20 protein-coding genes and 1 pseudogene are annotated in these 22800 nt (G+C 61.9%); 9 read left to right on the top strand and 12 right to left on the bottom strand.

Annotated elements, in window-relative coordinates; translation table 11 throughout:
- Positions 1-45: 45 nt before the first annotated feature.
- Entirely contained in the window at positions 46-1194 is a 1149-nt protein-coding gene (locus tag AC3ANW_RS19145) for an FAD-dependent monooxygenase (RefSeq protein WP_488342421.1), read from the bottom strand.
- Positions 1195-1296: 102 nt separating this feature from the next.
- Between AC3ANW_RS19145 and AC3ANW_RS19140 the strand changes: the two are divergent.
- Positions 1297-1398, top strand: a pseudogene (locus tag AC3ANW_RS19140) (GTPase); the annotation flags it as partial.
- A gap of 276 nt (positions 1399-1674) precedes the next feature.
- Here the strand turns inward: AC3ANW_RS19140 and AC3ANW_RS19135 are convergent.
- The 4 genes from AC3ANW_RS19135 to AC3ANW_RS19120 form a co-directional block, all read right to left on the bottom strand.
- A complete protein-coding gene (locus AC3ANW_RS19135) occupies positions 1675-4443 on the bottom strand; it encodes an N-6 DNA methylase (RefSeq protein WP_488342420.1) in 2769 nt (922 codons plus the stop codon).
- A 260-nt stretch (positions 4444-4703) separates the two neighbouring features.
- Positions 4704-5438, bottom strand: a complete 735-nt coding sequence (locus AC3ANW_RS19130; RefSeq protein WP_488342419.1) for a recombinase family protein — start codon at positions 5436-5438, stop codon at positions 4704-4706.
- A 275-nt stretch (positions 5439-5713) separates the two neighbouring features.
- Positions 5714-6685, bottom strand: a complete 972-nt coding sequence (locus AC3ANW_RS19125; protein ID WP_488342418.1) for a hypothetical protein — start codon at positions 6683-6685, stop codon at positions 5714-5716.
- A gap of 833 nt (positions 6686-7518) precedes the next feature.
- Positions 7519-8670 (bottom strand): tyrosine-type recombinase/integrase, encoded by a 1152-nt coding sequence (locus tag AC3ANW_RS19120; protein ID WP_488342417.1) that lies wholly within the window; start codon positions 8668-8670, stop codon positions 7519-7521.
- Between the two features lie 212 nt (positions 8671-8882).
- Here AC3ANW_RS19120 and AC3ANW_RS19115 point away from each other — a divergent pair, with 212 nt between their 5' ends.
- The 3 genes from AC3ANW_RS19115 (at position 8883) to AC3ANW_RS19105 (ending at position 12078) form a co-directional block, all read left to right on the top strand.
- Positions 8883-9929 carry a restriction endonuclease gene (locus AC3ANW_RS19115; protein WP_488342416.1) on the top strand — a complete coding sequence of 349 codons (1047 nt, stop codon included), beginning with the start codon at positions 8883-8885 and terminating at the stop codon, positions 9927-9929.
- A 211-nt stretch (positions 9930-10140) separates the two neighbouring features.
- Positions 10141-11235 (top strand): redox-regulated ATPase YchF, encoded by a 1095-nt coding sequence (ychF, locus tag AC3ANW_RS19110; RefSeq protein WP_488342415.1) that lies wholly within the window; start codon positions 10141-10143, stop codon positions 11233-11235.
- Positions 11236-11343: 108 nt separating this feature from the next.
- Positions 11344-12078, top strand: a complete 735-nt coding sequence (locus AC3ANW_RS19105; protein ID WP_488342414.1) for a phosphatase PAP2 family protein — start codon at positions 11344-11346, stop codon at positions 12076-12078.
- Here the strand turns inward: AC3ANW_RS19105 and gcvH are convergent.
- On the bottom strand, positions 12051-12425 hold the full coding sequence (gene gcvH, locus AC3ANW_RS19100) for a glycine cleavage system protein GcvH (RefSeq protein ID WP_488342413.1): 375 nt from the start codon (positions 12423-12425) through the stop codon (positions 12051-12053). The two genes, AC3ANW_RS19105 and gcvH, sit on opposite strands and share 28 nt — an antisense overlap.
- Before the next feature lie 256 nt (positions 12426-12681).
- Between gcvH and AC3ANW_RS19095 the strand changes: the two genes are divergently transcribed.
- Complete coding sequence (locus AC3ANW_RS19095; RefSeq protein ID WP_488342412.1) at positions 12682-12975, top strand: hypothetical protein; 294 nt, start codon at positions 12682-12684, stop codon at positions 12973-12975.
- 50 nt (positions 12976-13025) lie between these two features.
- Here AC3ANW_RS19095 and AC3ANW_RS19090 read toward each other — a convergent pair whose 3' ends face one another.
- Genes AC3ANW_RS19090 through AC3ANW_RS19080 form a run of 3 tightly spaced genes read right to left on the bottom strand, consistent with a single transcriptional unit; the run spans position 13026 to position 13718 of the window.
- Positions 13026-13184 (bottom strand): hypothetical protein, encoded by a 159-nt coding sequence (locus tag AC3ANW_RS19090; RefSeq protein WP_488342411.1) that lies wholly within the window; start codon positions 13182-13184, stop codon positions 13026-13028.
- A gap of 17 nt (positions 13185-13201) precedes the next feature.
- The gene (locus AC3ANW_RS19085; protein ID WP_488342410.1) at positions 13202-13552 is read right to left on the bottom strand and encodes a hypothetical protein; all 351 of its coding nucleotides are present in this window, start codon (positions 13550-13552) and stop codon (positions 13202-13204) included.
- Positions 13553-13583: 31 nt separating this feature from the next.
- Positions 13584-13718, bottom strand: coding sequence for a hypothetical protein (locus AC3ANW_RS19080; protein WP_488342409.1), 135 nt, complete (start codon positions 13716-13718; stop codon positions 13584-13586).
- Between the two features lie 400 nt (positions 13719-14118).
- On the opposite strand from AC3ANW_RS19080, the gene AC3ANW_RS19075 reads away from it, so the two are divergent.
- On the top strand, positions 14119-15441 hold the full coding sequence (locus tag AC3ANW_RS19075; protein WP_488342408.1) for an Nramp family divalent metal transporter: 1323 nt from the start codon (positions 14119-14121) through the stop codon (positions 15439-15441).
- A gap of 14 nt (positions 15442-15455) precedes the next feature.
- Here AC3ANW_RS19075 and AC3ANW_RS19070 read toward each other — a convergent pair whose 3' ends face one another.
- A complete protein-coding gene (locus AC3ANW_RS19070; RefSeq protein ID WP_488342407.1) occupies positions 15456-16370 on the bottom strand; it encodes a LysR family transcriptional regulator in 915 nt (304 codons plus the stop codon).
- 126 nt (positions 16371-16496) lie between these two features.
- On the opposite strand from AC3ANW_RS19070, the gene AC3ANW_RS19065 reads away from it, so the two are divergent.
- The 3 genes from AC3ANW_RS19065 (at position 16497) to AC3ANW_RS19055 (ending at position 19912) form a co-directional block, all read left to right on the top strand.
- Positions 16497-16790, top strand: a complete 294-nt coding sequence (locus AC3ANW_RS19065) for a hypothetical protein (protein WP_488342406.1) — start codon at positions 16497-16499, stop codon at positions 16788-16790.
- Positions 16791-16909: 119 nt separating this feature from the next.
- Positions 16910-18415: a lyase family protein gene (locus tag AC3ANW_RS19060; RefSeq protein ID WP_488342405.1), complete on the top strand. Its 1506-nt coding sequence runs from the start codon at positions 16910-16912 to the stop codon at positions 18413-18415.
- A gap of 123 nt (positions 18416-18538) precedes the next feature.
- Entirely contained in the window at positions 18539-19912 is a 1374-nt protein-coding gene (locus tag AC3ANW_RS19055) for a hypothetical protein (protein ID WP_488342404.1), read from the top strand.
- Between the two features lie 23 nt (positions 19913-19935).
- On the opposite strand, the gene AC3ANW_RS19050 is transcribed toward AC3ANW_RS19055, so the two are convergent.
- The gene (locus tag AC3ANW_RS19050; RefSeq protein WP_488342403.1) at positions 19936-21714 is read right to left on the bottom strand and encodes a peptidoglycan D,D-transpeptidase FtsI family protein; all 1779 of its coding nucleotides are present in this window, start codon (positions 21712-21714) and stop codon (positions 19936-19938) included.
- A gap of 91 nt (positions 21715-21805) precedes the next feature.
- Positions 21806-22735: a rhodanese-like domain-containing protein gene (locus tag AC3ANW_RS19045; protein ID WP_488342402.1), complete on the bottom strand. Its 930-nt coding sequence runs from the start codon at positions 22733-22735 to the stop codon at positions 21806-21808.
- Positions 22736-22800: the final 65 nt, after the last annotated feature.

Below are 22800 nucleotides of genomic sequence, written 5' to 3'. Positions count from 1 at the left end.
AAAGACTTTCGATAAAACAGTGGGAGCCCGGCTTTGGCCGAAGGTTCAACCCTGGCCCATGGCCTGGCGGGCCAGCCAGGACTTGACCGGTCCGGCCGCGTCGAAGCCGCTCAGCCCCCAGTTGCGCAGGGTCTGCCAGGGCGTGCCCGGCATCGAGAACAACTGTTGCAGGCCGTCGGTCGCCAGGCCCATCGGCCACAGGCCGGCCTTGCGCGCACGTTCGTAGCGGCGCAGCAGCCGCAGGTCGCCGGGGCTGCGCCAGTATTCGCGGTCGTGCAGGACTTGCGCCAGTTCCGCCACATCGGCCAGGCCCAGGTTCAGCCCCTGGCCTGCGAGCGGATGCACGTTGTGTGCCGCATCGCCGGCCAGGACCCAGCTGGCGGTTTTCGGTTGATCGCCGGGCATCGGCCCGCACCAGCGGTTGGCGCGGGCGAATTGCAGCGGCCAGTCGGCACGCGGGCTGATGAGCGAAAGGGCGCCGACCGCGCCGCCGGTGGCAGCCAGTGCTTCGGCAACAAAGGCTTCGCCTTCCAGTGCCAGCAATTCGGCGGCGCGGGCGTTTTCTGCCGACCACACCATGGCGACGGTGTCTCCGGCGCTCCCGCCCATCGGCAGCAGCGCGACCACGCCGTCAGGCAGGAACCACTGGCGGGCCACGCCGCCGTGCGGTTTTTCGCAGCGCAGGCGAGCGGCGATGGCGTGCTGCGGATACGGAGTAGTCTCGAAGCTGACACCGAAAGCCTGGCGTGTGGCGCTGGCCCGGCCTTCGCAGACGGCGGTCAGGGCGGCCGGGCGTTCGGATTCGAGCATCTCGACCAGCGGCTGGAAACGCAGGGCATCGGCCAGGCGTGCCTGCAGCGCCGGCAGGTCGACGATCCAGGCCAGGGCCGGCACCTTCTGCGCTTCTGCGCTGAAACGCAGAACTCCTGTGCTGTCGCCATGGATTTCCATGGCCGCTACCGGGGTGGCGAACTCGGGTTCGGGCCAGGCGCGCAGAGACATCAGCAAGTCGCGCGATGCCGCATTGAGCGCATAGGCACGCACATCGCTGGTGTCACCGGCGGGCGGCTGGGAAGAAGACGTCGCGGCCTGCGCGAGCAGGCCCACACGCAGACGGTCACGGGCCAGCAACAGGGCGAGCGTGCTGCCCACCACGCCGGCGCCACGGATACAGATATCGGGGTTTTGCACCATGCGGCATTGTAGGGAGCGGTCGGTGACGGATGTTCACAGCCGTGTCCGGCAGGCACCCCGGACACGGCCAATACAATTGGCGGCAATCAAAGGAATTTTTTCATGAGTCTCCAATGCGGCATCGTGGGCCTGCCCAACGTCGGCAAGTCCACCCTCTTCAACGCCCTCACCAAGGCCGGCATCGCCGCCGAGAACTACCCGTTTGCCTGATTTTTGGAATAAGTCTTTATAAATCAAAGACTTAATGTGGAACTGCCGCGCCGCCTGGCGATGCCAGGACAAGGCCGGAGTCACCAGAATCGTCCCGGCAGCGTCTGAAGCGCTTTCGACAATGCGTTCCCAGCCTATCTGCATAGGCCAGGGGGCACTGTGGTGGTTCAGAGGACCTCCAGCTTCTTGATCCCCGCGATCAATTGCAACTGCTCTAGATGATCGGCGCGATGGTCGCCACTGCATTCGGTGAAACTTGAAGACACCGCGTCACTCACCACCCTCCTCAAGCGTTGCGTCCACCTCTGGAAGTTCACCGTCGTGACGGCCGTCAACGGTGTCACTGAAAGACAGCATCTCGTCGCGAAGTTCGATGGCTGAAGATCGCTGATTCCCACGTGCAGCGACAAGTCGCTCGATTAACGCCCGCTGTTCTGCAACGGTTGGCGGGAAGCAGATCTCCAGTTCCTCGAAGTCGCCGGCTTGTGTCCTTCTCCGATTGCTGTGCCCAGTTGTGATTGCTCGGAACGCGCGCTGGTAGTAGCGGCTCCGTAGCAAGTAAGACAAAAAATCTGCGCTCAGTCGTTCGTCAGTGACGTTGTAAATCGGAAATTCCTTCGTGACGATAGCCCTGTCGAAATCATCGGGCACCACCGCGATGCACCCCTTCCACAGATCGATGGAAGAAAACACAACGTCGCCGCTGCGCGCTTCAAACCATCGCGACGAGCCGTTCTCGAAGTACATGCCGAGCCAGTCCGGTGGATTGACTCCCTTACCTGCTTCGCGCGGTCTGATGTCGCCGGTCTGCGCAATCGTCATAACCTTGAAACGCACATCTGGCGTTTGGGCTGGATCGATCTCCGCCTCACGCTTCCGCATCACGGTTCTAACCTTTGCGCGGACCCACCCCTGAGGGGTATATGCCGCCTCATTCGATTTGAAGAGGTGGTACTTCGGGTCCAGGCGGTGGCTTTCAGTGGCGGTCCACACTTCATGGAAAGGCACCGCCATGCAGTCGGGACTGACTCGTCCCGAATATGCCGACGGATTGCCTTGAAAAGCTCTCCATTCACCAAGCACAGTGTCGCTTTGGTCTAGATCTAGGCGACCTCCGGGTCCGCCCTTATAAAGTTCGTTCGCCTCCGTCGGCGCACCGGTTGTCGAATACCCGATGTGGTTCACTTCCGCCATGAAGACTCTCAAGTCCCGAAACGCTGGGTCAGCATAGACCGCTCCAATCAAGGCCGCCTCGCTGGTGTCTGATGAGGCTTGATCTTGCGTTCGCGCCCTCGCCGTTTCAGCTAGCCTAGTGCGCCGCTCGAGCTCGCGGTCGAATTTCCTGTCGAAGCTCTGCTTCTGCGCGCGAGTGAACTTCTTGAAGAAAAGAATCGATGTCTTGTTCTGGGCCCCCGACTTGCGAAACGCGTAGTCTGGGAGGGAAACGATGGCTTCAATCTGGCCACATTTCGCAAGCCACATCCTAACCTGCGGGCAATTCGATAGTTCGCCTTGGTTGTTGAATAGGCCGTCGGGAAGTACTAGGCCGAAGCGTCCGCCCGGCTCAAGGAAGTCCACCACGCGCTCCATGATGACGTGCTCCGAAGGCACTTTGTCGCGCCCGGCAGCGACCGCAAAAGTGGCCAGGTCGGTGCCCCCCAGGAGATCCTCGTCACCAGTCGCCACTTCATCGCCGAATGGAGGATTGCCGACGATCTTGCTGAACATGCCATGCCCGCTCTGCAGGCGCGGCTTGGTGAAGTGGTCGTCCAAGCAACTGCGGTCACCTTCGATGTTCGTGTGGCCGTCGTGGTGCAGCAGAAGGTTGATCTTGCAGATGCGAGACAGGATCTCGTGAATTTCAATGCCATACACCCGAAGAAGTGCAAAGTCGTTCTTAATTCGGTCGATGTGAGCTGGTCTCTGGCCAGCGAACTGCTCGTCCACACGGTGCCACACCTGGAGTAACGCTTCGAGCAGAAATCCTCCACTTCCGGAGGTCGGGTCCATCACATAGTCTTCGTGAGTGAGGTCGAGCAGCGACACCGTGAAGCGGGCAATCTGGCGCATGGTGAAGTACTGGCCGAGCTCGCCCCGGAAGATCGACCCGAAGAAATTCTCGAAAGCTCCACCGATGGTGTCAACGTCGGTACCCATCAAGCTCGCTTCTTGAAGCACCCTTACAACGTCGAAAATTTTTCGGTCTGTGAGGTTTATGCGCGTGTCGGGCGGGAAGATCGTTGGGTCGTCCTGACATCCTTGTCGGAATAGACGGTGCACCCGGTTGGCCACTGCAGCGATCGTCTCATCGGAGCCGATCTGAAAAGACCGCGGATTACCCGTTGGCGTGTTGCGCTCATCGACAACCTTCGCGAAAAGGAGCTTGCTCCACTCGTCAAAGGCGTTCAGCGGATCTCGCTTGCCTCCAGCCCAGATGATGGAATGACTTCTTCTGATTTTGCCTTCGAGCACTGCGGAGCGCACCGGCTGGATGTCCGCTTCGGAGCCCGCGATGTAGCTGTAAACCGGTGCTCTACCGTACTGCGAAGGAACCGATTGTCGATTGCCGCGACGGTTGCTCGAACGCTCAGTGAAGGGGAAGTTCGCCACATCGAAGAAGATGTGCTCGTCCCCTTCGTCATATAGGCCGAGTGGGGCCCGGAGTGAGTTTGCGTTTCCGAACAACTGTTCGATCCCTTGCCGACGTGACACTGTCGACTGGGAATCCGATTTGTTTTCTACAACGAGGTAGGGGGTTTGGCACCTGTCGTCCTCGTAGACCACGACGTCAGCTTGGTCCGAAGGGGTGCGACGCGGCACTGTCACCTCAGTGCGAAGTCGGTTCGCGGGATAACCTTTCGCTACGATAAGGAACGCAATTGTGTGTGCGCGGACCCATTCTTCGGGATCTGACCAGTCGTAGCTCTTCTTCTGATTCAGGTTGTAATGGACGCGCCCACCTTTAAATTCAATGAAGCCTCGTGCGAGGGCTTCGATGACGTTTGGCTGACTCAAAGCAGCTTCTGGGGAATCAATCATGTTGCTATGCGGCGAGCACGTTCTTAGGCAAAAACGGTCGATGGTAACGGTCGGGCGGAACCGCCTTCCGTCACGGAGACGCTGCACGCATAGCCGCGCGACTTTGCGGCATATCGACCTTTGAGAAGCCTGCGTGACTGGAAGTTCGCGCGTGGCCATGTAGAAGCATTTGCTTCTACCGTACGCTCAACCGCGAAACTGAAGTTCTCGCTTTGCCGCTTCAGCCCGTCCCGACCGGACCTGTTGTTGGGGCGAAATCCTCATGTTGGGAGTGCCTCCAACCCATCCTGGATTTTTGCTTTGTGAGGTGGCCCACTCACTTTTGAAGGCACCGAAAGGCGGGCTAGCAGTCGCTGCACCTGGCCTAGCCGCCAGATGCCTCCACCTGGTGCCCTTACTCCAATCAAATTCAGTTCGGCAACCATCGCCCGGTGCGACAAGCCTCGCGCCTGAAAGCCTGCGACCAAACCTTCCAGCCGAGATGCAAACGCGTCTGCGGCTTGCTGACGATGTTTCGTGTGACGGTGCAGGTTCGTCGGCCCCGTCGCCCCAAGTTTTACGCCCCGGAGCTTGGCTGCTGCTAAGGCGCCCCGAGTGCGCTCGCTGATCTGGTCGCGCTCCCACTCGCTCATCACCGCGTGCATCTGAATCATCACCTTGTTTGCATGGGGCATGTCGGCTGCGACGAAGTCCACCCCGGTCTCGATCAAGCCCGACACGAAATGCACGTTGCGGGCCAGACGGTCCAGCTTCGCGATCAGCAGCGTCGCTCCCGCCCTCTTACATCGCTCAAGCGCCAGGCGCAGCTGAGGACGTTTTTCGAGCGCGTTGGCGCCCTTGCCGGTCTCGGTCTCGAAAAACTCGTCTATCGCCGTTCTATCGCGTTCTGCGAGGAACCGCTGGACCACTTGCTGCTGGGCATCGATGCCGAGCCCGGAGGCTCCTTGACGTTGGGTGCTGACTCGGTAATAGGCGACGAAAGCGGGTTGGCTCATGGGGGACTCGATCCGAGCAGTGGCTACATGAAAGGACGACCGTCCTATGTGTAGCCAAGCCTATCGAACCAGCCATAATTTGAGAAGGATGGAAGTGCAAATGCTGGCCGAAGTGTGACGACGGCGGACGCCGGGGTGAGGGGCGCAGCAGGCCAAGGACCACAAGCAACGCACCCACCTACACCGGGGGAATCGATGACACCGGGACCCTGGAGACGGAGGGTATGAAAAAAAGGAGCAGGTGTACCGTACACCCATCCACCACCACCCTACCTTTAATCCGCAGCGAAGGGATCTGAAACCAGGCTGGATGCGGCCTCCGAGGCCATTTCACTTTTCGTTCTGTTGACCAGTGATGCGGCATCGGTGTGCAGCTCGAGCTGCTCCTCATCCAGGGCGAGGTGGTAACCGACAGCAGACAGCACCTCTTCCTCAAGCGCGATTCGATCAAGTTGGACGCGGCTCACGAACCCGTCGTGCTGCAGAAGCACGATGTCGTCCGGGTGCTTGCTTACTATGGCCCTGAGTGCCCTGGCTTCAACGCCCTGCACGATATGGGCCAATTTCCGCGCTGATGATGCGTCGCCCCGGATAGCCTTGCCGCTTGCGTTAGTCAGGCTGCCGTTCGCTGTCCTGGGCCATGTTGCAAGAATCGCGCGGCGAGCAGCGTCTAGCTCTGCAGTGAGAGACCGGAATTGAGGCTCAGCATAGAGGCGCTTTGCGGCATCGATGCCAATTGTCGAGGGGATGGCAGTCTTAATCCAGGTCGCGGTCCTTGCACCGTACAGCATTGCTAGCAAGCATTTTTTAGCCTGGTCGACAGTGATTTCGGCGTCGTTGGCGATCTGCTGTCGAACCGCCTTTTTGTTTAACAGGTAATGCTGGATCGCTGGGCAAGGGGTTCCACGTTCAGCTGCAAGTTGGGCAACGATGCTGAAGTGACAGTTTGCAAGGTCGTATTCCCAAAGCCCATGAAGAGCGGCGTCCTTGACCAGTGACGGTGCGTTCTGAAGGTTCAGCCCTCGCGCATACAGTCGCCCCGTTGGGGCGATTGCATATACCTGTGGCAGGTGGTCCGGACCTGCTAGGGAAGCGAGAGACGTTTTTATTACCTTAACTACGATATCGAGAAGGCGACGCAGAAAAAGTTCCAGTTCACGATCGACAAGCAGCGAACCGGTTAAGTGATCCGATAGCCATTGACGAAGGGCTTCAAGCATCTCACCGTTTACTGGCACGGCATTCATGTGCTTCGCGCAGTCCCAGTCAGCGGTCCTAGTGAGCTTTCCATTCGTCCCAGTTGAGGAGACTGCGCTCAAAAGGCGCTTTGGCGCCTTAAGGCGCGTGCCTACTAGAGTCAGAAGTGTGGCGGAGCGGGCTGCAGGGCCGGCCGCGTATGCATCGAGCGCTTCTCGAACCTCAAGCGAAAAGCGATATGCCCTCGTTGTGCCTTCGCGGTGTGACCAATTCGGAGACCAGTTCGCGAACGCAGTGCGGAGCAGCGGCGCATGCTTGTCACGGCCGAACAGGGTTGCAAGTTCGCTTTCGCCGAAGCTGAGCGCCCCCGGTTCTGATCGATGTTGCCGACGCTTCTGACTTCGCTCCCATGCCATGAGGGCGAGCCCCCACTGGTTACGTTCAGACTCTAGCCCGAAACCTGGAACATGAGTCCGTAGGGACTCCAGAAAATCGCTTGGAATGTAGACGCCCGTTGACAACCCGACCTCATGTAGTGCCCATTTTGGGCAACTAGGATACGCGAAAGTTATAGGGTCTGAGATGGGGTCGCAACTAAACGGCGCCAAGAAGTGGTATGTGCCGAAGGACCTTCATACCCCTAGGCAACGTCGTCACCCTCATTGGCCCTTCATGCCGTTTTTCCAGGCGCGTGTGAGACACGCTTATATAGCCACTCGCTGGCGCGGAGTTGATGCCGTATGTATAAGGATTTTAAGGACATCAACCCCATGCCTTCAACAAAAACGTCGTGTGATTCTCGACATGTATAAGACGCCGGCTCAACATTGCAATGTGAGCGCACTAGAAATGCATGCTAAATGCTCCCTAAATGCCTGCTAAGTCAGATCAGTATGTTGCCTGGTGCAGGGCGCATTAAACTTTCGAGGGCCTCTTGCACCTGCTCGAGAGGTCCGCGAACGTCCTCGACCGACAACTCAACATAATGTCGGTTGAGCACGTCGCCTCGAAGGGGGCTGTGATTCAGCACCCGGCGCATGACCACGTCGCCAGCCCCCACACGCGCTCCTGAGGTGGCTAGGAGCTTGCGAAGATCATGAAGTCGAAAGCTGGGTGCTCCGGCACGCGTTGCCAAGTCTGTGAGGTGGCTGGCCGAGATGGGGAACAGTTCAGCATCACCCGAGAGCCCTGACATCCTTCTCACCAAAAGCGTGCGCATCAGGGGCGTGATGGGCAGGGTGTGGGGCTTGCCGTTCTTGGTCATAGGAAGCATCAAAACGCCTTGTGGCGCGTCAATCTGATTAAGACGAAGCTCCCTACATTCATTACGCCTCAAGCCCGTGTAGAGGCTGAAAAGCAGGAAGTCGCGCCTGCACTCATCGAGCGTGTCCACGGCGGCTCTCCACGCTGGGAGGTCGGCCTCTTGGAGCATGCGCGCCCGGGGCGTCGTCCGGTCAGGCATTAGCCCGATGACAGCCAGCTTCGTGAAGGGTGAGACGAGGTCGGTCTCGTGCAAGACGTTCACGTACTTGAGCACCGCGCCCAGGACGCCGCGACCTAGCTCGACAATGGATGCGCCCTTGCTGGCAGCGAATTCCTGGCAGTGGTCGAAAAACTCCGGGTGGGCCAGCTCCTTCACAGGACGGTCCAACCACTCCCCGAAATGCACCCGGAACAGTGAGTCGTACCGCTTCTTGCTGATGTCCTTGATGGCCTTTGCTGCACAGTAGGCGGCACATGCTTCGCGCAAGGTGGGGAGGGCCTTTGGGCGGGATGGGCGCGTAGGCCATTCGCCCTTGCGACATTGCCGCAGAATGTCCATGGCTGCAGCCCTGGCCTCGTCCACGCTCATCAGGGGCCAATAGCCGAGGTTCATCCGGAAATGCTTGCCGGCGACGCTGGTGACGACTCGGAAGGTGCGCTTTCGGACGTTCATCCTGACAACAAAACCGCTCAACATGCGGTCCCGAAAGATCCGCCCGTCTGTGACCCTGCTGCGCAGCATCAGCGACTCGGTTATGAGCACTACTGGCATGGGCGTCCTCTTGCCAGCGAGGACATCAAGGCTGCAGATTTATGCAGTGGGCGACTGTGGTTTACGTCGAGCATGTCGCGATCCTAGGACGCCATGCGGGCCAGCGAAAGGATCAATCAAACGTGTCTGGGCACCGCTGAGCCATGCGGTGCCACCGGCGGCAAACTGAATTGGTATGGGGCTACGATCGATTCTTTTGCGCGGACGAAAACATGCCGAAGATGTGGATGGTTCGAGGTGAGGCCGGGCGTTTGTATGAAGCCTTCCGGGAGCACTCGTTGGCTGCAATAGGCTGGGGGGAATTTACTTCGGAAATCACAGCAGGGATGACCAAACAGGATATCGCTGCGCTGTATACGCGAAGAGCGCCCAAGCTGAAGCGCGGAACGATCATCGCTGGCGCCGCTCAGATCTGGCGATTCTTCAACGAGATCAAAGTAGGCGATGACGTGGTGACCTACTCGCCAGACAACCGAACTTATTTATTCGGACAAGTCACCGCACCAGCTTCGTATTCAGCCCAGACGGCGTCAGAAGGTCTTGCGTTGGTTCGTTCGGTCGACTGGAAGCCGGTGGAGATAGAGCGGGACAAGCTCACCCAGGGCGCAAAAAACAGTCTTGGCTCGACCTTGACTGTGTTCGTGGTGCCAGAAGGTGCAGCCGCTGAGGTTCGCGCGGTCGCTGCTGGGGGTGTAGTGCAGGTTTCGGCCCAAATGGAGGAGTTGGAGCCTGACGAAACAGATATTGAGCCGGCTGAAGAGGCGGCTTCACCTCCGGCGTCGCTAGTCGATCCGCTGCTGGGAATCGAAACAGTGTCACTTGAGCGTATCAAAGACCTGGTTGTCAAAATCGATTGGGATGATATGCAGGAGCTCGTTGCGGGGATCCTCCGAGCCATGGGATACAAGACACTTGTATCGCCACCTGGGCCCGATCGTGGCAAGGACATCGTGGCCTCACCTGATGGCTTCGGTTTCGAGCATCCGCGAATCGTCGTTGAAGTCAAACACCGTAGTGGGCAGATGGACAGCAAGGCTATCCGCAGCTTCCTTGGTGGGCGCCACAAAGATGACCGAGGGTTGTACGTGAGTACCGGAGGGTTTACACGCGATGCGTTCTACGAGGCCGATCGCGCCGCCGTGCCGCTCACGCTGTGGACCATCGACACCGTCGTGCGGGCATTGATCGAGCATTACGACAAGACCGACGCAGAGACTAAACGTCTGGTGCCTTTGAAGCGGCTGTATATCCCGGCCTAGCCCGAAGCTCCGCAGCGCTAGGGCGCGCCCCAATACAATTGCGACCAGTTTTCCCAGGCGCAGCGAGGACAAAACCTCCGGACGTCACCGTTTTCCTAACCAGTGTGCCTCGTTTGTCGGGGCCCGCGTGTGACAGCGCGGATCAGGCATTTCCACGATGCCGACATTGGGCTCGATGGTGCGGAAGGGATTGATTCATATAGGAATTTTCATGAGCCTCCAATGCGGCATCGTGGGCCTGCCCAACGTCGGCAAGTCCACCCTCTTCAACGCCCTCACCAAGGCCGGCATCGCCGCCGAGAACTACCCGTTCTGCACCATCGAGCCCAATGTCGGCATCGTGGAAGTGCCTGATCCGCGCCTGCAACAGCTCGCTGCCATCATCTCGCCCGAACGCATCGTGCCGGCCATCGTCGAGTTCGTGGACATCGCCGGCCTGGTGGCCGGTGCGAGCACCGGCGAAGGCCTGGGCAACAAGTTCCTGGCGCACATCCGCGAGACCGACGCCACGGTGAACGTGGTGCGCTGCTTCGACGACGACAACGTCATCCACGTTTCCGGCCGGGTCGACCCGATTTCCGACATCGAGGTCATCCAGACCGAACTCTGCCTGGCCGACCTGGCAACGGTCGAAAAAGCCCTGCATCGCCACACCAAGGTTGCACGTTCCGGCGACAAGGACGCGCAGAAGCTGGTCGGCCTGCTCGAGCGTTGCCAGAAGGCGCTGAACGAGAACATTCCCGTGCGCGCACTGGAATTCTCGAAGGAGGAAATGCCGCTGGTGAAGAGCTTCACCCTGATCACTGCCAAGCCGGCGATGTTCGTGGGCAACGTCAGCGAAGACGGTTTCGAGAACAATCCCTATCTCGACCGCCTGCGTGAATACGCCGCCAAACAGAACGCGCCCGTGGTCGCCATCTGCGCCAAGATCGAAGCCGAACTGGCCGACATGGACGACGAGGACAAGAAGATGTTCCTCGCCGAAATCGGCCAGGAAGAGCCCGGCCTGGACCGACTGATCCGCGCCGCATTCAAGCTGCTGGGCCTGCAGACCTACTTCACCGCCGGCGTGAAGGAAGTCCGCGCCTGGACCATCCGCATCGGCGACACCGGTCCGCAGGCTGCAGGCGTCATCCACGGCGATTTCGAGAAAGGCTACATCCGAGCCCAGACCATCGCCTTCGACGACTACATCGCCCTCAAGGGCGAGCAGGGCGCCAAGGACGCCGGCAAGATGCGCAGCGAAGGCAAGGAATACGTCGTGAAGGATGGCGACGTGATGAACTTCCTGTTCAGCCCGTCCTGACCCGTCCTGGGCGAGTGATTGCCAGACAGGACCGATTTTCTGTCTGCATGAACGAAGGATGAACCGTCGGTTCACGGCGGTTTCAGCACGTGTGCCTAGCCTTGGCGGATGCGTGTCATCGTTCGTTTTCCTGATCGTGCCCATGGGGCCGACGCCTTTTCCATCACCGCCCGTCTTGCGACCGGATGGGCCGGCATCTCGCTGGTCGCCCTGGCGCCCCTCATCCTCTGGGACGCCTCCGGCCTGGACCTGCCGCTGGCCCGCCTCTTCGGCGACAGCCACGGTTTTGCCTTACGTGGGAGCTTCTGGCTCGAGGCGGTGTTTCACCAGGGCGCGCGTGATGTCGGATGGTTGCTACTGGCGGCCCTCGCCGTCGGAAGCCGTTTTCCAACGGGGTTTCTGCGGGCCCTGACGCCGCGCGAGCGGTTGTGCCTGTGGGCGCTGCCTCTGCTATGCCTGCTGGCCATCACGCTCATGAAATACGGCAGCGTTACCAGCTGCCCTTGGGATCTCCGGGAGTTCGGCGGCACGCTCGAACAGGTCTCGCACTGGTTGCCCGGTGTCAGCGATGGCGGCGGCGGCCATTGTTTTCCGGCGGGTCATGCGTCTACCGGGTTTGCCTTCATGGCCGGTTTCTTCGTGCTGGCCCGGGCGAAACCCCGGCTGGCCCTGACCTGGCTGACGCTTGCCTTGCTGACCGGCCTGGTCTTGGGCCTTTCTCAGCAGATGCGGGGTGCACATTTCACCAGCCACACCCTTTGGACGGCCTGGATCTGCTGGACCCTCGCCGGCCTGGGGAACCGGGCGCTGGCGCTTCAGCCTTCGTTGGCGAAGGCGGCGTAGGCCGCCTCGTCCATCAGGCCATCGAGTTCAGCCGGATCGGCCAGCTTGACCGTGAAGAACCAGGCAGCGCCGAGCGGGTCGGTGTTGGCCATGGCGGGGTCGGCTCGTAGCGCTTCGTTCACCGCGACCACTTCACCGGACGCCGGCATGAAGACGTCGGCAGCCGTCTTGACCGACTCGACAACCGCAGCGACTTCCCCTTGGCTGAAAACCTTGCCGGGCGCCGGCAGGTCCACAAAAACGATGTCGCCCAGCGTCTCTTGCGCAAAAGGCGTGATGCCGACACGCGCCACGTCGGGCGTGGTGGTGTCGATCCATTGATGTTCGCGGGAATAGTGGACGGCCATGGGTTTCCTCGAAGGCTTTTTGTCTGGAAAAGCCGATTGTCCGGGATGGTGTGGAGCGGGCAAAAAAAGACCCGCCGAAGCGGGCCCAAGAGGAGACGAGCTCTCCGTCGCATCATTCGAGTGATGAATACATTGCAGCGCCTGAGCTGTTTTGCCAATGCAGGACGATTGCCCATCGTGTGTCGGGAGCCGGACTACAGTCGGCGCACCTGCCCCTTCTTTAAGATCGTGCCGCACGCCCAACCAGGACTCCACCATGCGACTGCCATCTTCTGCCGCTTCCGCTCTTGCCTTGATCCTCATTTCGGTCGCCGCCAGTTCGGCGCGGGCAGATGTCTGTTTCACCGTGCTGGATGCCAGCGGACGTGTGCTGCACCAGTCGCGCAAGTCGCCGGTGGACATGTCCAGGCCGATCAGCGAAACACTCAATCGGCGTTTCCCCTCCGCATCGCTGATGGTCTTCGGATCCAATAACGAAAGTTGCCCGGAAATGCAGAACCAGGCCGTGCCATCGGTGGTGACGGCACCGCGAACTGCACGCCGCATGTAACCCCTGCTTGCAACCGGGCCACATCACGGCAGGGCGTTGCGGCTGAATGCCTAGATGGGAGCGGCAGGCGTTCCGGGCACGCCGGTCGCCACGTCTTCGGACTGCTCCGGCGGAATGTCGCCCTGCGGCATTTCTGGCTCGACGGGAAGGTCGGCCAGATGCTCGGCAGGCGTCTCGTCGTCATGACGCGGGTGATGTGAATGCTGCATGGTGGCTCCGGCGTGGTTCAGGAGCGGCAGGCGAAGGTGCTCAGCTGCGGCCCGGTGGCCGGTGGCTTCTGGGCATCCTCGTTGGCCTGCATCTGGAAGATAGCCTGTTCGTGCCCGCGCTGTTTGCAGGCGCGCAGTGCGCTTTCGTAGACCGAGATGCGGCTGCGTAGGCTGGTGTGTTCGATGGTGACCGAATCGTTCGCAGCCGACGAAGGCGCTGTGCCGCCGGCGGCTGCCGGAATCACACTGTTGCAGCCGGCCAGCAAGACACCGCTGGCAGCAAAGGTTGCCGCACGGCGGCGAAGAGCGAATCGGTTCATGCAATCGATGGTGATGCCGGCGGGCCGGCAATAGGTGTCGAAAAGCATCGGCAGGACCGATGCACGGCACGGTCGCCGCTTACTTTTTCTTCTTGCTGCGGTCGGGCACCACCGTGATGGGAGCAGTGCTCAATGGTGTCACCGGCTTGGGCGGCGACTTGTCCACCTTCTGCTTCTTCGGTTCCTTGGTGCTGCGTTGTTGACCCTTTGCCATGGCGGCTCCTTTGTGGTGGCTGCCCGGCAGTAGAACAGATTGCGGAGGCATTTTTGCCACAGTTCGATGCGGAAGTCCTGATCTATCACTTTCGATATATAATCCGGGTTGTCCTTGTGCATTCACGCATGAGGGTTGCCTGCGCAGGCAAAGCCGGATCTCATAACGGCACGTCGGACCAGAATCACCACGACGAGAAAAATAACAAGGTGGTTCCTGCAAGTGAAAATGCCGTAACGTGGACCGCGTCAGAGTCCACGACCACATTCATCAGATCAGCCCGCAAGCCGAAAGCTCGCGGGCTTTTTTGTTTTCAGCCTGCCGTCCGGGCCGTGGTTCCTATGACGGCCATAGAAAGCGCGGGCGTCTTGCACTGGTTCGGCTGTTTATCATCCTGGCGATGTTCTTCCGCCTGCCGCGCACCGCTACCGCGCCCTTCTGTCCTTCCGAGATCAAGGGCAGCGTCCAGGTCTCGGCCGACCTGCCGTTCTTCCGGAAGCTCATGCGTTATGCAGGCCCGGGCCTGCTCGTATCGGTCGGCTACATGGACCCCGGAAATTGGGCCACCGACATCGAGGCCGGCTCGCGTTTCGGTTACGGCCTGCTGTTCGTCGTGCTGCTGGCCAGCCTGGCGGCGATGCTGCTGCAGACCTTGTGCGTCCGACTGGGCCTGGTGGCGCAAAAAGACCTGGCGCAACTCTGCCGTCAGCGATATTCAGCCGGCGTCAACCGGTTTCTCTGGCTGGGCGCCGAACTCGCCATCATCGCCTGCGACCTGGCCGAAGTGCTGGGAAGCGCGCTGGCGCTGCATCTGCTGTTCGGTGTGTCGATACCGGTCGGCATCGCCATCACCGCCTTCGACACCGTGCTGGTGCTGGGCCTACAGGGCGCGGGCGTGCGGCGGGTCGAGGCCATCGTGCTCGGCCTGGTCACCACCATCGCGGCCTGTTTCGCAGTCGAACTCGCCTTGTCCCAACCGCTGTGGTCGTCGGTCGCCATGGGTTTCGCGCCCAGCCTGGAACGCCTGCAACAGCCCGGCGCGCTCTACCTGGCCATCGGTGTGGTGGGCGCCACCGTCATGCCGCACAACCTTTACCTGCATTCGTCCATCGTGCAGACCCGGCTGGCCTCGCACGACGATGCCGGCAAACGGGAAGCCATCCGTTTCTGCACGCTGGATGCGGTCGTCTCGCTGTCGCTGGCGCTGCTGATCAACGCCGCCATCATGGTGCTGGCCGCCAGCGCCTTCCATGCGAACGGCCACCGGGATGTCAACGACATCGGCGACGCCTACCGGCTGATCGAACCGCTGGTCGGCAGCGGCCTGGCGGCGGTGCTTTTCGGCATCGCGCTGCTGGCGTCCGGCCAGAGTTCGACCTTCACCGGCACCATCGCCGGCCAGATCGTGATGGAGGGTTTTCTGGACCTGAAGATTCCCTGCTGGCAGCGCCGCCTCATCACCCGCGGCCTGGCGCTGATCCCGGCCTTTCTCGGGGTCTGGCTGCTGGGCGAAGGCAGCGTCGGCAAGATGCTGGTGCTGAGCCAGGTGGTGCTGAGTTTCCAGCTGCCTTTTGCCATGTGGCCGCTGATCCGTTTCACCGGCAACCGCGAGGTGATGGGCGGTTTTGCCAGCGGCGGGCTGATGAAAGGCGCCGCCTGGCTGCTGTTCGCCGTCATCGCGATCGCCAACGTCTGGCTGATCGGTTCGCTGGCGCTGGCCTGAGGCTAGGGCGACCGTTACTTCAGCGTGCCGTCACGCTCCAGCGCGTCGAACAGGAAATCGGTGAACGCCCTGACCCGGGCCACCTGTTTCAGGTCCGGATGGGTCAGCAGCCAGATACCGAAGTCCAGCGCCGGGTCGGGCGGCGACAGCTGCACCAGTTCGGTCCTCAGGTCGGCCACCGGGCACAGCAGCAGGCCCACACCGGTGCCGCAGGCCACCGCATCGACCATGCCGCCGACGCTGTCGAGCTGCATCACCACACGCGATTCGTCGATATTGCGGCGCACCCAGCGGGCCGAATCCATCTGGATCACCGTTTCGTCCAGCGCCACCCAGCGGTAATCAGCGGATGTCGCCCCGGGCGGCAAGGATGCCAGGTAGTCGCGTGACGCATACAGCGCCGTCTGCACCCGGCCAAGTCGGCGGCCGACCAGATTTTCCGGCGGGTGGTTGGACGCACGCACTGCCACGTCCGCCTCGCGCCGGGTCAGGTTGAGGTTGTTGGTGCCCATCGCCAATTGCAGCTGCACGGCGGGATACAGCGACGAAAACCGGGTCATCAGCGGCATCAGCACGGTCTTGAACAGCATTTCGGGCGCGGTCACACGCAAGGTGCCGCGCACTTCCACGTCGCTCCCGGCGATGTGTCGATGGGCATCCTCGATCTGCTCGGAGACGCCCGCGAGCTTCTCGGCGAACTCGTGGCCGGGTGCGGTGAGTGCGTAGCCGCCCGGCAGGCGGTCGAACAGGCGGGTCGAAAGCGTGGTCTCCAGGTTGCCGATGCGCCGCAGCACGGTCGAATGGTTGACTTTCAATCGCTTCGAGGCGGCGGTGACCGAACCTGCCTCGACCACCGAAAGAAACATCTGGACATCATCCCAGGCCAGCGCGCGGCGGCTGTCGGGGCGGGGCAGGGCACTGGCGTTCATGGACCTGATGTTATGCAAATACGCAGATCAATGCTGCGAAAATAGTCAGTTTTCATGCATTCATGCAAATCCTAAAGTTCGTTCACCCCAGCAGATCGCTGGTGACCGAACCCCCAAAGGACTGACATGAATCGTTTCAACACTCTCGCTGCCGTCGCCTTCGCACTGTCTGCCGGCATTGTTTCCACCGCTTCCTTCGCCTCCGGCGATGAAGCCGAACTGTCGGCACCGCTCACCACCGCATCGGCGAAGGCCACCGCCGATGGTCCGGCCGCCGGACGCACCCGCGCCGAAGTCGTCGCCGAAATGGAATCGGCACGGGCACGCGGTGAAATGCAGGCCGGCCATGAATGGGGCATCGACATCCCGCCCGTCCAGACCGCTTCACAGAAGGTGCGCCTGGCCGCCGTCGCCCACTGAGCGCCACGGCGACGCCATATGTTTTCGATATGACGCCCGGTGTTAATTTAATTTGACCGCGAGTTTTGGCCGCTTGTATCGTCGTTGGCTGCCTAGCTTCCCAGAGACAAAAAGCCATCATGAAACTCTCGACCCTCGCCCTTGCGACCGCTCTTTCCCTATCCCTGGTCGCTCCCGGTGCCTGGGCCCAGGCCAAACCGAAACACGACGAGTTCTTCTGGCTCGGCGAGATCAACAAGGCCACCGCCGTCATCAACACCGACGAAGGCCTGCTCGACAGGAGCATGACGCCGCTGGCCTATGCCGGTATCACCAAGGTACTGGCCGACGGCGACAAGCCCGGCGGCAAACGCCCCGCCAACGTCATCACCTTCGAACCCCTGCTGATCGAGGCCGCGGGTCCGCAGATCACGCTGCTGCACGCCGGGCGCTCCAGCCAGGACATGCTGGCCACGCTGCGGTCGGCCATCCTGCGCGACGACATGCTGGCGCTGGCCGACCAGCTCAACAAGACCACCGCCACGCTGGTGAAACAGGCCGAGCGTTACCAGGCCACCATCGTCCCCAACTACACCAACGGCGTGGCCGCCCAGCCCAACAGCTACGGCCATTACCTGCTGGGCATCGCGGCCGGCCTGGACCGCGACGCGCAGCGAATCCGCGAGGCTTACGCCCGCATCGACCGGTCGTCGATGGGCACCACCGTGCTCAACGGCACCAGCTGGCCGCTGAACCGCAAACGCATGTCCGACTACCTCGGTTTTGCAGCCCTGGTCGACAACGCATACGACGCATCGCAGATCTCGTCGGTCGACGAACCTGTCGAGGCCGGGCAGATCGTGGCGGCCATTTCGCTGCATGTCGGCGGCTTCATCGAAGACGTGATGACCCAATACGCCCAGGCCCGCCCGTGGATCCTGCTGCAGGAAGGCGGCGGCAACACGTATGTGTCCAGCGCCATGCCGCAGAAACGCAACCCCGGCCTGCTCAACGCCACCCGCCGCGATGCTTCCACCGCCTTCACGCTGGGCCTGGGCGCGGCCATCCAGGCGCACAACATTCCGCCCGGCATGAGCGACCCGAAAGAGGTGCGCGCCAACAGCGCCATGGTCAACAGCGCCACCGCCGTGCTGGCCAGCCTCGACAAGATCCTCACCGCCCTGGTGATCGATCCGGACCGCGCGCTGGAAGAACTCAACAGCGACTGGACCGCTTCGCAGGAGCTGGCCGACGTGCTGATGCGCAAGTACAAGCTGCCTTTCCGGGTCGGCCACCATTTCGCGTCGGAAGTGGTCGAGTACGCCAAGGCCAAGGACATCAAGCCGCTGGCCTTCCCATATGTCGAAGCCCAGCGCATCTATGCCGAAACCGTGAAGGGATCCGACTTCGCACCCGCGCTGCCGATGTCCGAAGCCGAGTTTCGCGCCACGCTCGACCCGGTCGCCATCGTCAGGAACCGCGAGACCGTGGGCGGCCCGCAGCCGGCTGAAATGGCCCGCATGCTGAAGGACGCACAGCAGCGGGTGGCCCGGCAGGACGCCTGGGTGAAGGACCGCCGCGCACAGATCTCGTCTTCGCTGGCACGGCTGAATGCCGACTTCGAGAAGCTGGGCTCCACGCGCTGAGACCCGTCCGCCCGGTGGTCAGGCACCGGTGCCGAACGTAGCAAGAGTGTCAGGAAACGTATCGGCGGCGCATACAATCCCGCGCCGCCGACGTGTGCGGAAACTCTCTTCTCCATGGACAAAATGAAGTATTCCTTCCTGAAGGCTGGTCTCCTGGCAGTTGCCGCTTCCCTGGCGGCTTGTGGCGGCGGCGGCGGCGGCGGCGGCACCACCACCACCACGGCGACGGCACCGGTCGCGGTGTCCCTGTCGGTGCAGGTCAATGGCGTCACCCGCACGGCCGACGCCAACGGAAACATCGCCATCAATGCCGGCGACGTCGTCAGCATCACCTCCAACCAGGCGGTGAACGTGGTCAGTGCCGCCCTTGCCGGCGCCGCCACCAAGGCCCGCCTGAGTGCGGTCGCCAGCCAGACCTGGGCCGCCACCATCCTCAACGGCCGCACCGTCACCGGCACGCTGACCGTCAGCGCGACCGCAGCCAACGGCCTGAGCGCCAGCATCAACCTGGTGGTTGCCGCAGGCGATGCCCGCAACGGCAACTACACCGTGTTCGCCGCCAACGGCACCCGCCAGACCCTGGCGCTGGACTTCAACGGCCTGGTCTACGACATGACCGACGCCGCCAGCGTGACCACCAGCGGCACCCTCACCGCCGACACCACCGAGACCGGCACCTACCGCATGGTGTCGGCCCTCAATGCCGGCTCGGCCGCCAACACCGCCCGCCTGCGCACCACCACCGACACGGTGGTCGGCACCTTCCCGTTCGCCACCGCCCATGCATCGCCGGTGAGCTACAGCGTGCAGCCCTTCGTCGCCACCCGTTCCCTGGTCACCACCCAGTCGGCGCTGGACGGCACTTACAACCGCCTGGCCATCCGCGTGACCTCCACCGGCCGCGACTCGCTCATCAGCCAGATCCGCGTGCGCAACGCCGGCACCTTCCTCGATGTCTGCAACGATGCGGTCGTCTACACCGTGGCGACCTGCCCGCCCGGCTCGGTGCGCACCTATGCGGTGGCGGCGGCCAGCACGGCAGGCACCTGGAACGGCGTCAACGTGGCCGACGCCAACGACACCGGAAGCTTCTCCATCGCCACCATCGGCAGCCAGAACGTCTACCTGGACGCCAGCACCGTGTCCGGCGCCAGCGTGCCGACCGTGCAGCTCCGCATCGGCACGCCTGAAGGCAGCTTCAACAACGTCACCGTGCGCGGCGGCAGCACCGACGGCGCCTGGGGTTCGGCTGCGGTGACCAGCACCGCCTTCAGCTCGACCGGCGTGTTGCCTACCGGCGCCGGCGTCACCGCCAGCCTGGTACTGGCCACCACCGGAACTTCCGGCCCGACCGGCATGCGGGTGGCGCAGGCCAGCAATATCGGCAACGGCGGCAGCGGCTACTGGCTGTCACAGAGCAACAAGCTCGGCGTGATGGTCGGCGCACGCGGCAATGTGGGAACCCAGGGATTCATGCAGGTCGGCCTGATCGACTGAACGACGTTCAGGTGCTCGGGCGTTCAGTCGTTGGCCATCGGCGAATGCGAGGCCGTCAGGGTGCCTTCCTTCGCCATGTTGAATCCCTGCTGCACGTTCAGGTCGGGCACCACACCCAGGATCCGCAGGCTCTGCCCGACCACCTGGCTGAACACCGGTGCCGCTACCTGGCCGCCGAAATGCTTGCCCGCGCCGGGCTCGTCGATCATCACGGCGACGATCACACGCGGTTTGTCGATGGGCGACATGCCGGTGTACCAGGCCCGGTACTGATTACTCGCATAACCCTTGCCGACCTGTTTGTGGGCCGTGCCCGTTTTACCGCCGACCGAATATCCCTCGGTGCGCGCCTGTGGTGCCGTGCCGTCGGGCGATGCGGCCATGTGCATCATTTCCCGGACCTCGGCGGCGACCTCGGAAGAAAACACCCGCACTCCCTGCGGCGCATGGTCCAGCTTCAGCAGGCTCACCGGAATCACTTCCCCGTCGTTGGAGAATGAGGTGTAGGCGTGGGCGATCTGGAACAGCGATGCGGATAATCCATATCCATAAGACATCGTCGCCTGTTCGACAGGCCGCCATGTTTTCCACGGACGCAGCCGACCGGTGACGGCACCGGGGAAAACCGTATCCGGCTTGCGGCCCAGGCCGACTGCGGTAAATGAATTCCACATTTCTTCCGCACTCATACGCTGGGAAATCCTGGTAGCGCCCACGTTGCTGGATTTTTGAATGACGCCCTGCACCGTCAATACACCGAAGTTGGCATCGTCGTGGATGGTCGCGCCGGTCACGTTGATATACCCGGGGTTGGTGTCGATGATCGTCCTGGGTGTGACACGGCCCAATTGAAGAGCGGTGGCGACGGTCAGGGGTTTCATGGTCGAACCGGGCTCGAAGACATCGGTCATCGCCCGGTTGCGCAGCTGTTCGCCGGTCAGGTGGCTGCGGTCGTTCGGGTCGTAACTCGGGTAATTGGCCATTGCCAGCAGTTCGCCGGTATGGGCGTCCACCACCACCACGCTGCCGGCCTTGGCCTTGTTGGCGACCACCGCATCGCGCAGTTTTTGATAAGCGACGAACTGGATACGGTCGTCGACACTCAAGGTGATGTCTTTCCCGTCGACCGGCGCCACCTGTTCACCCACGTCTTCGATGATGCGGCCGAAGCGGTCCTTGATCACCCGGCGTGAACCTGCAGTGCCGCTCAATGCCTTGTTGAAACTCAGCTCGATGCCTTCCTGGCCGTTGTTCTCGACGTTGGCAAAACCGACGATGTGTGCGTCGCCCTCACCGGACGGATATTCACGTTTGTAGTCGGCTCTCAGGTACACCCCGGGTATCGCCAGTTCGGCGATTTTCCTGGCGACCGTGGCATCGACCTGCCGCTGGATCCAGACGAAAGTCTTGTCGTCGTCGTCCAGTTTCTTGTCGAGTTCCTTCAGCGGCATGCCCAGCAACCTGGACAGTTCGGTGAGTTTCCCGACCACGGCCGGATCATCGGTCTCGATATCCTGCGGAATTGCCCACACATCCGGCGCCGGCACACTCGATGCCAATACCAGGCCGTTGCGGTCCAATATGCGACCACGGCTCGCCGGCAATATCAGGTTACGTGAAAACCGGATAATGCCCTGGCGAATGAAGAAGTCATTGTTGAGCACCTGCACATAAAATGCCCGGCAGGCCAGCAATAAAAATCCGGCAGCAATCACCGCCACGATGAATTTGCTGCGCCAGGTGGGCGTCGGGCTGGCCAATAATGGGCTGGTGGTATATCTGACGCTGCGATTATTCTGCATGCCGGGCCTGTGCGGTGGTGCGGCATTCTATGGCAGCCTAATCGACACTTTCTGGATATTATTTATTACCAGAAATAACAGAGCGGGTACATTACTGCGGTTTTGCGACCGGATGGCCCGCATCGCGCCACGCCTGCAACCCACCGCCGAGTGCATGCACGGTCTTGAAACCCTTGGCTCGCAGCGCCTTGGAAACGATGACCGCGGACGCCTCGGCCGGGCAATCGCAATAGACCACGATGGCCGAATCCCGATGCGGGCTCCGGTGGGCCGGCGCCCATTCGTCCGCGTCATAGGCCACGGCGCCCGGAATATGGTCCTGTTCCCACAGCTTGCGTTGGCGCACATCGACGAAGACCACCGGTTTAGTGCCTTTTCGCAGCGTGTTCAGTTCTGCAATCGACAGCCGCTGCATCACCAGCTGCCGGCGGAAGCTCACCCGGTTCCAGGCCTTGCGCGCCACGAACAGCGCCACTGCGCCGCAGATCAGCATCAAACCCCAACGTCCGAAACTCTGCAGGGTGACCAGCATGGTTTCGACCGCCGGCGCAAACATCCAGCCCAGCGCCAGGCCCAGGCCGCCCCAGATCGCGGAACCGACGGCGTCATACGCCAGGAAGGCACCGCGGCTGACCTTCGTGGCACCGGCCATGGCCGTGGCGACCGACGCAAAACCGGGCACGAACTTGGCGACGATCAGCGATCGCGGCCCCCAGCGGTCGAACACCGATTCGGTCTGCGTCACACAACTGTCGGGTGTGAGCGAAAGCCGGCAAATGGTCCGCAGCACCCGGCCGCCGTAACGGTTGCCGGCCAGGTACCAGCCGGTGTCGGCGATCAGGCAGGCCAGCACGGTGACCAGCACCAGCAAGGGCATCGACAACTGCCCGATCGCGGCCAGCGACCCCGCCACCATCAGAACCGGATACGCCGGGACCGGAATGCCCGCCTGTTCCAGCAGGACCCAGGCAAAAACCAGGAAGACGCCGTATTGGCCGATGAGTTCGATGAGATGGTGCACGCGGGCAACTCTACGCGAAGGGTGCCGCCCGCGGCCGGCGCGGGGCTGCTCCTTGGTATCGGTGT

This window comes from Xylophilus sp. PBN-3R, from assembly GCF_057747805.1.
Note: the sequence above shows the minus strand (reverse complement) of the source record. Positions and strands in the feature narration are given on the sequence as shown.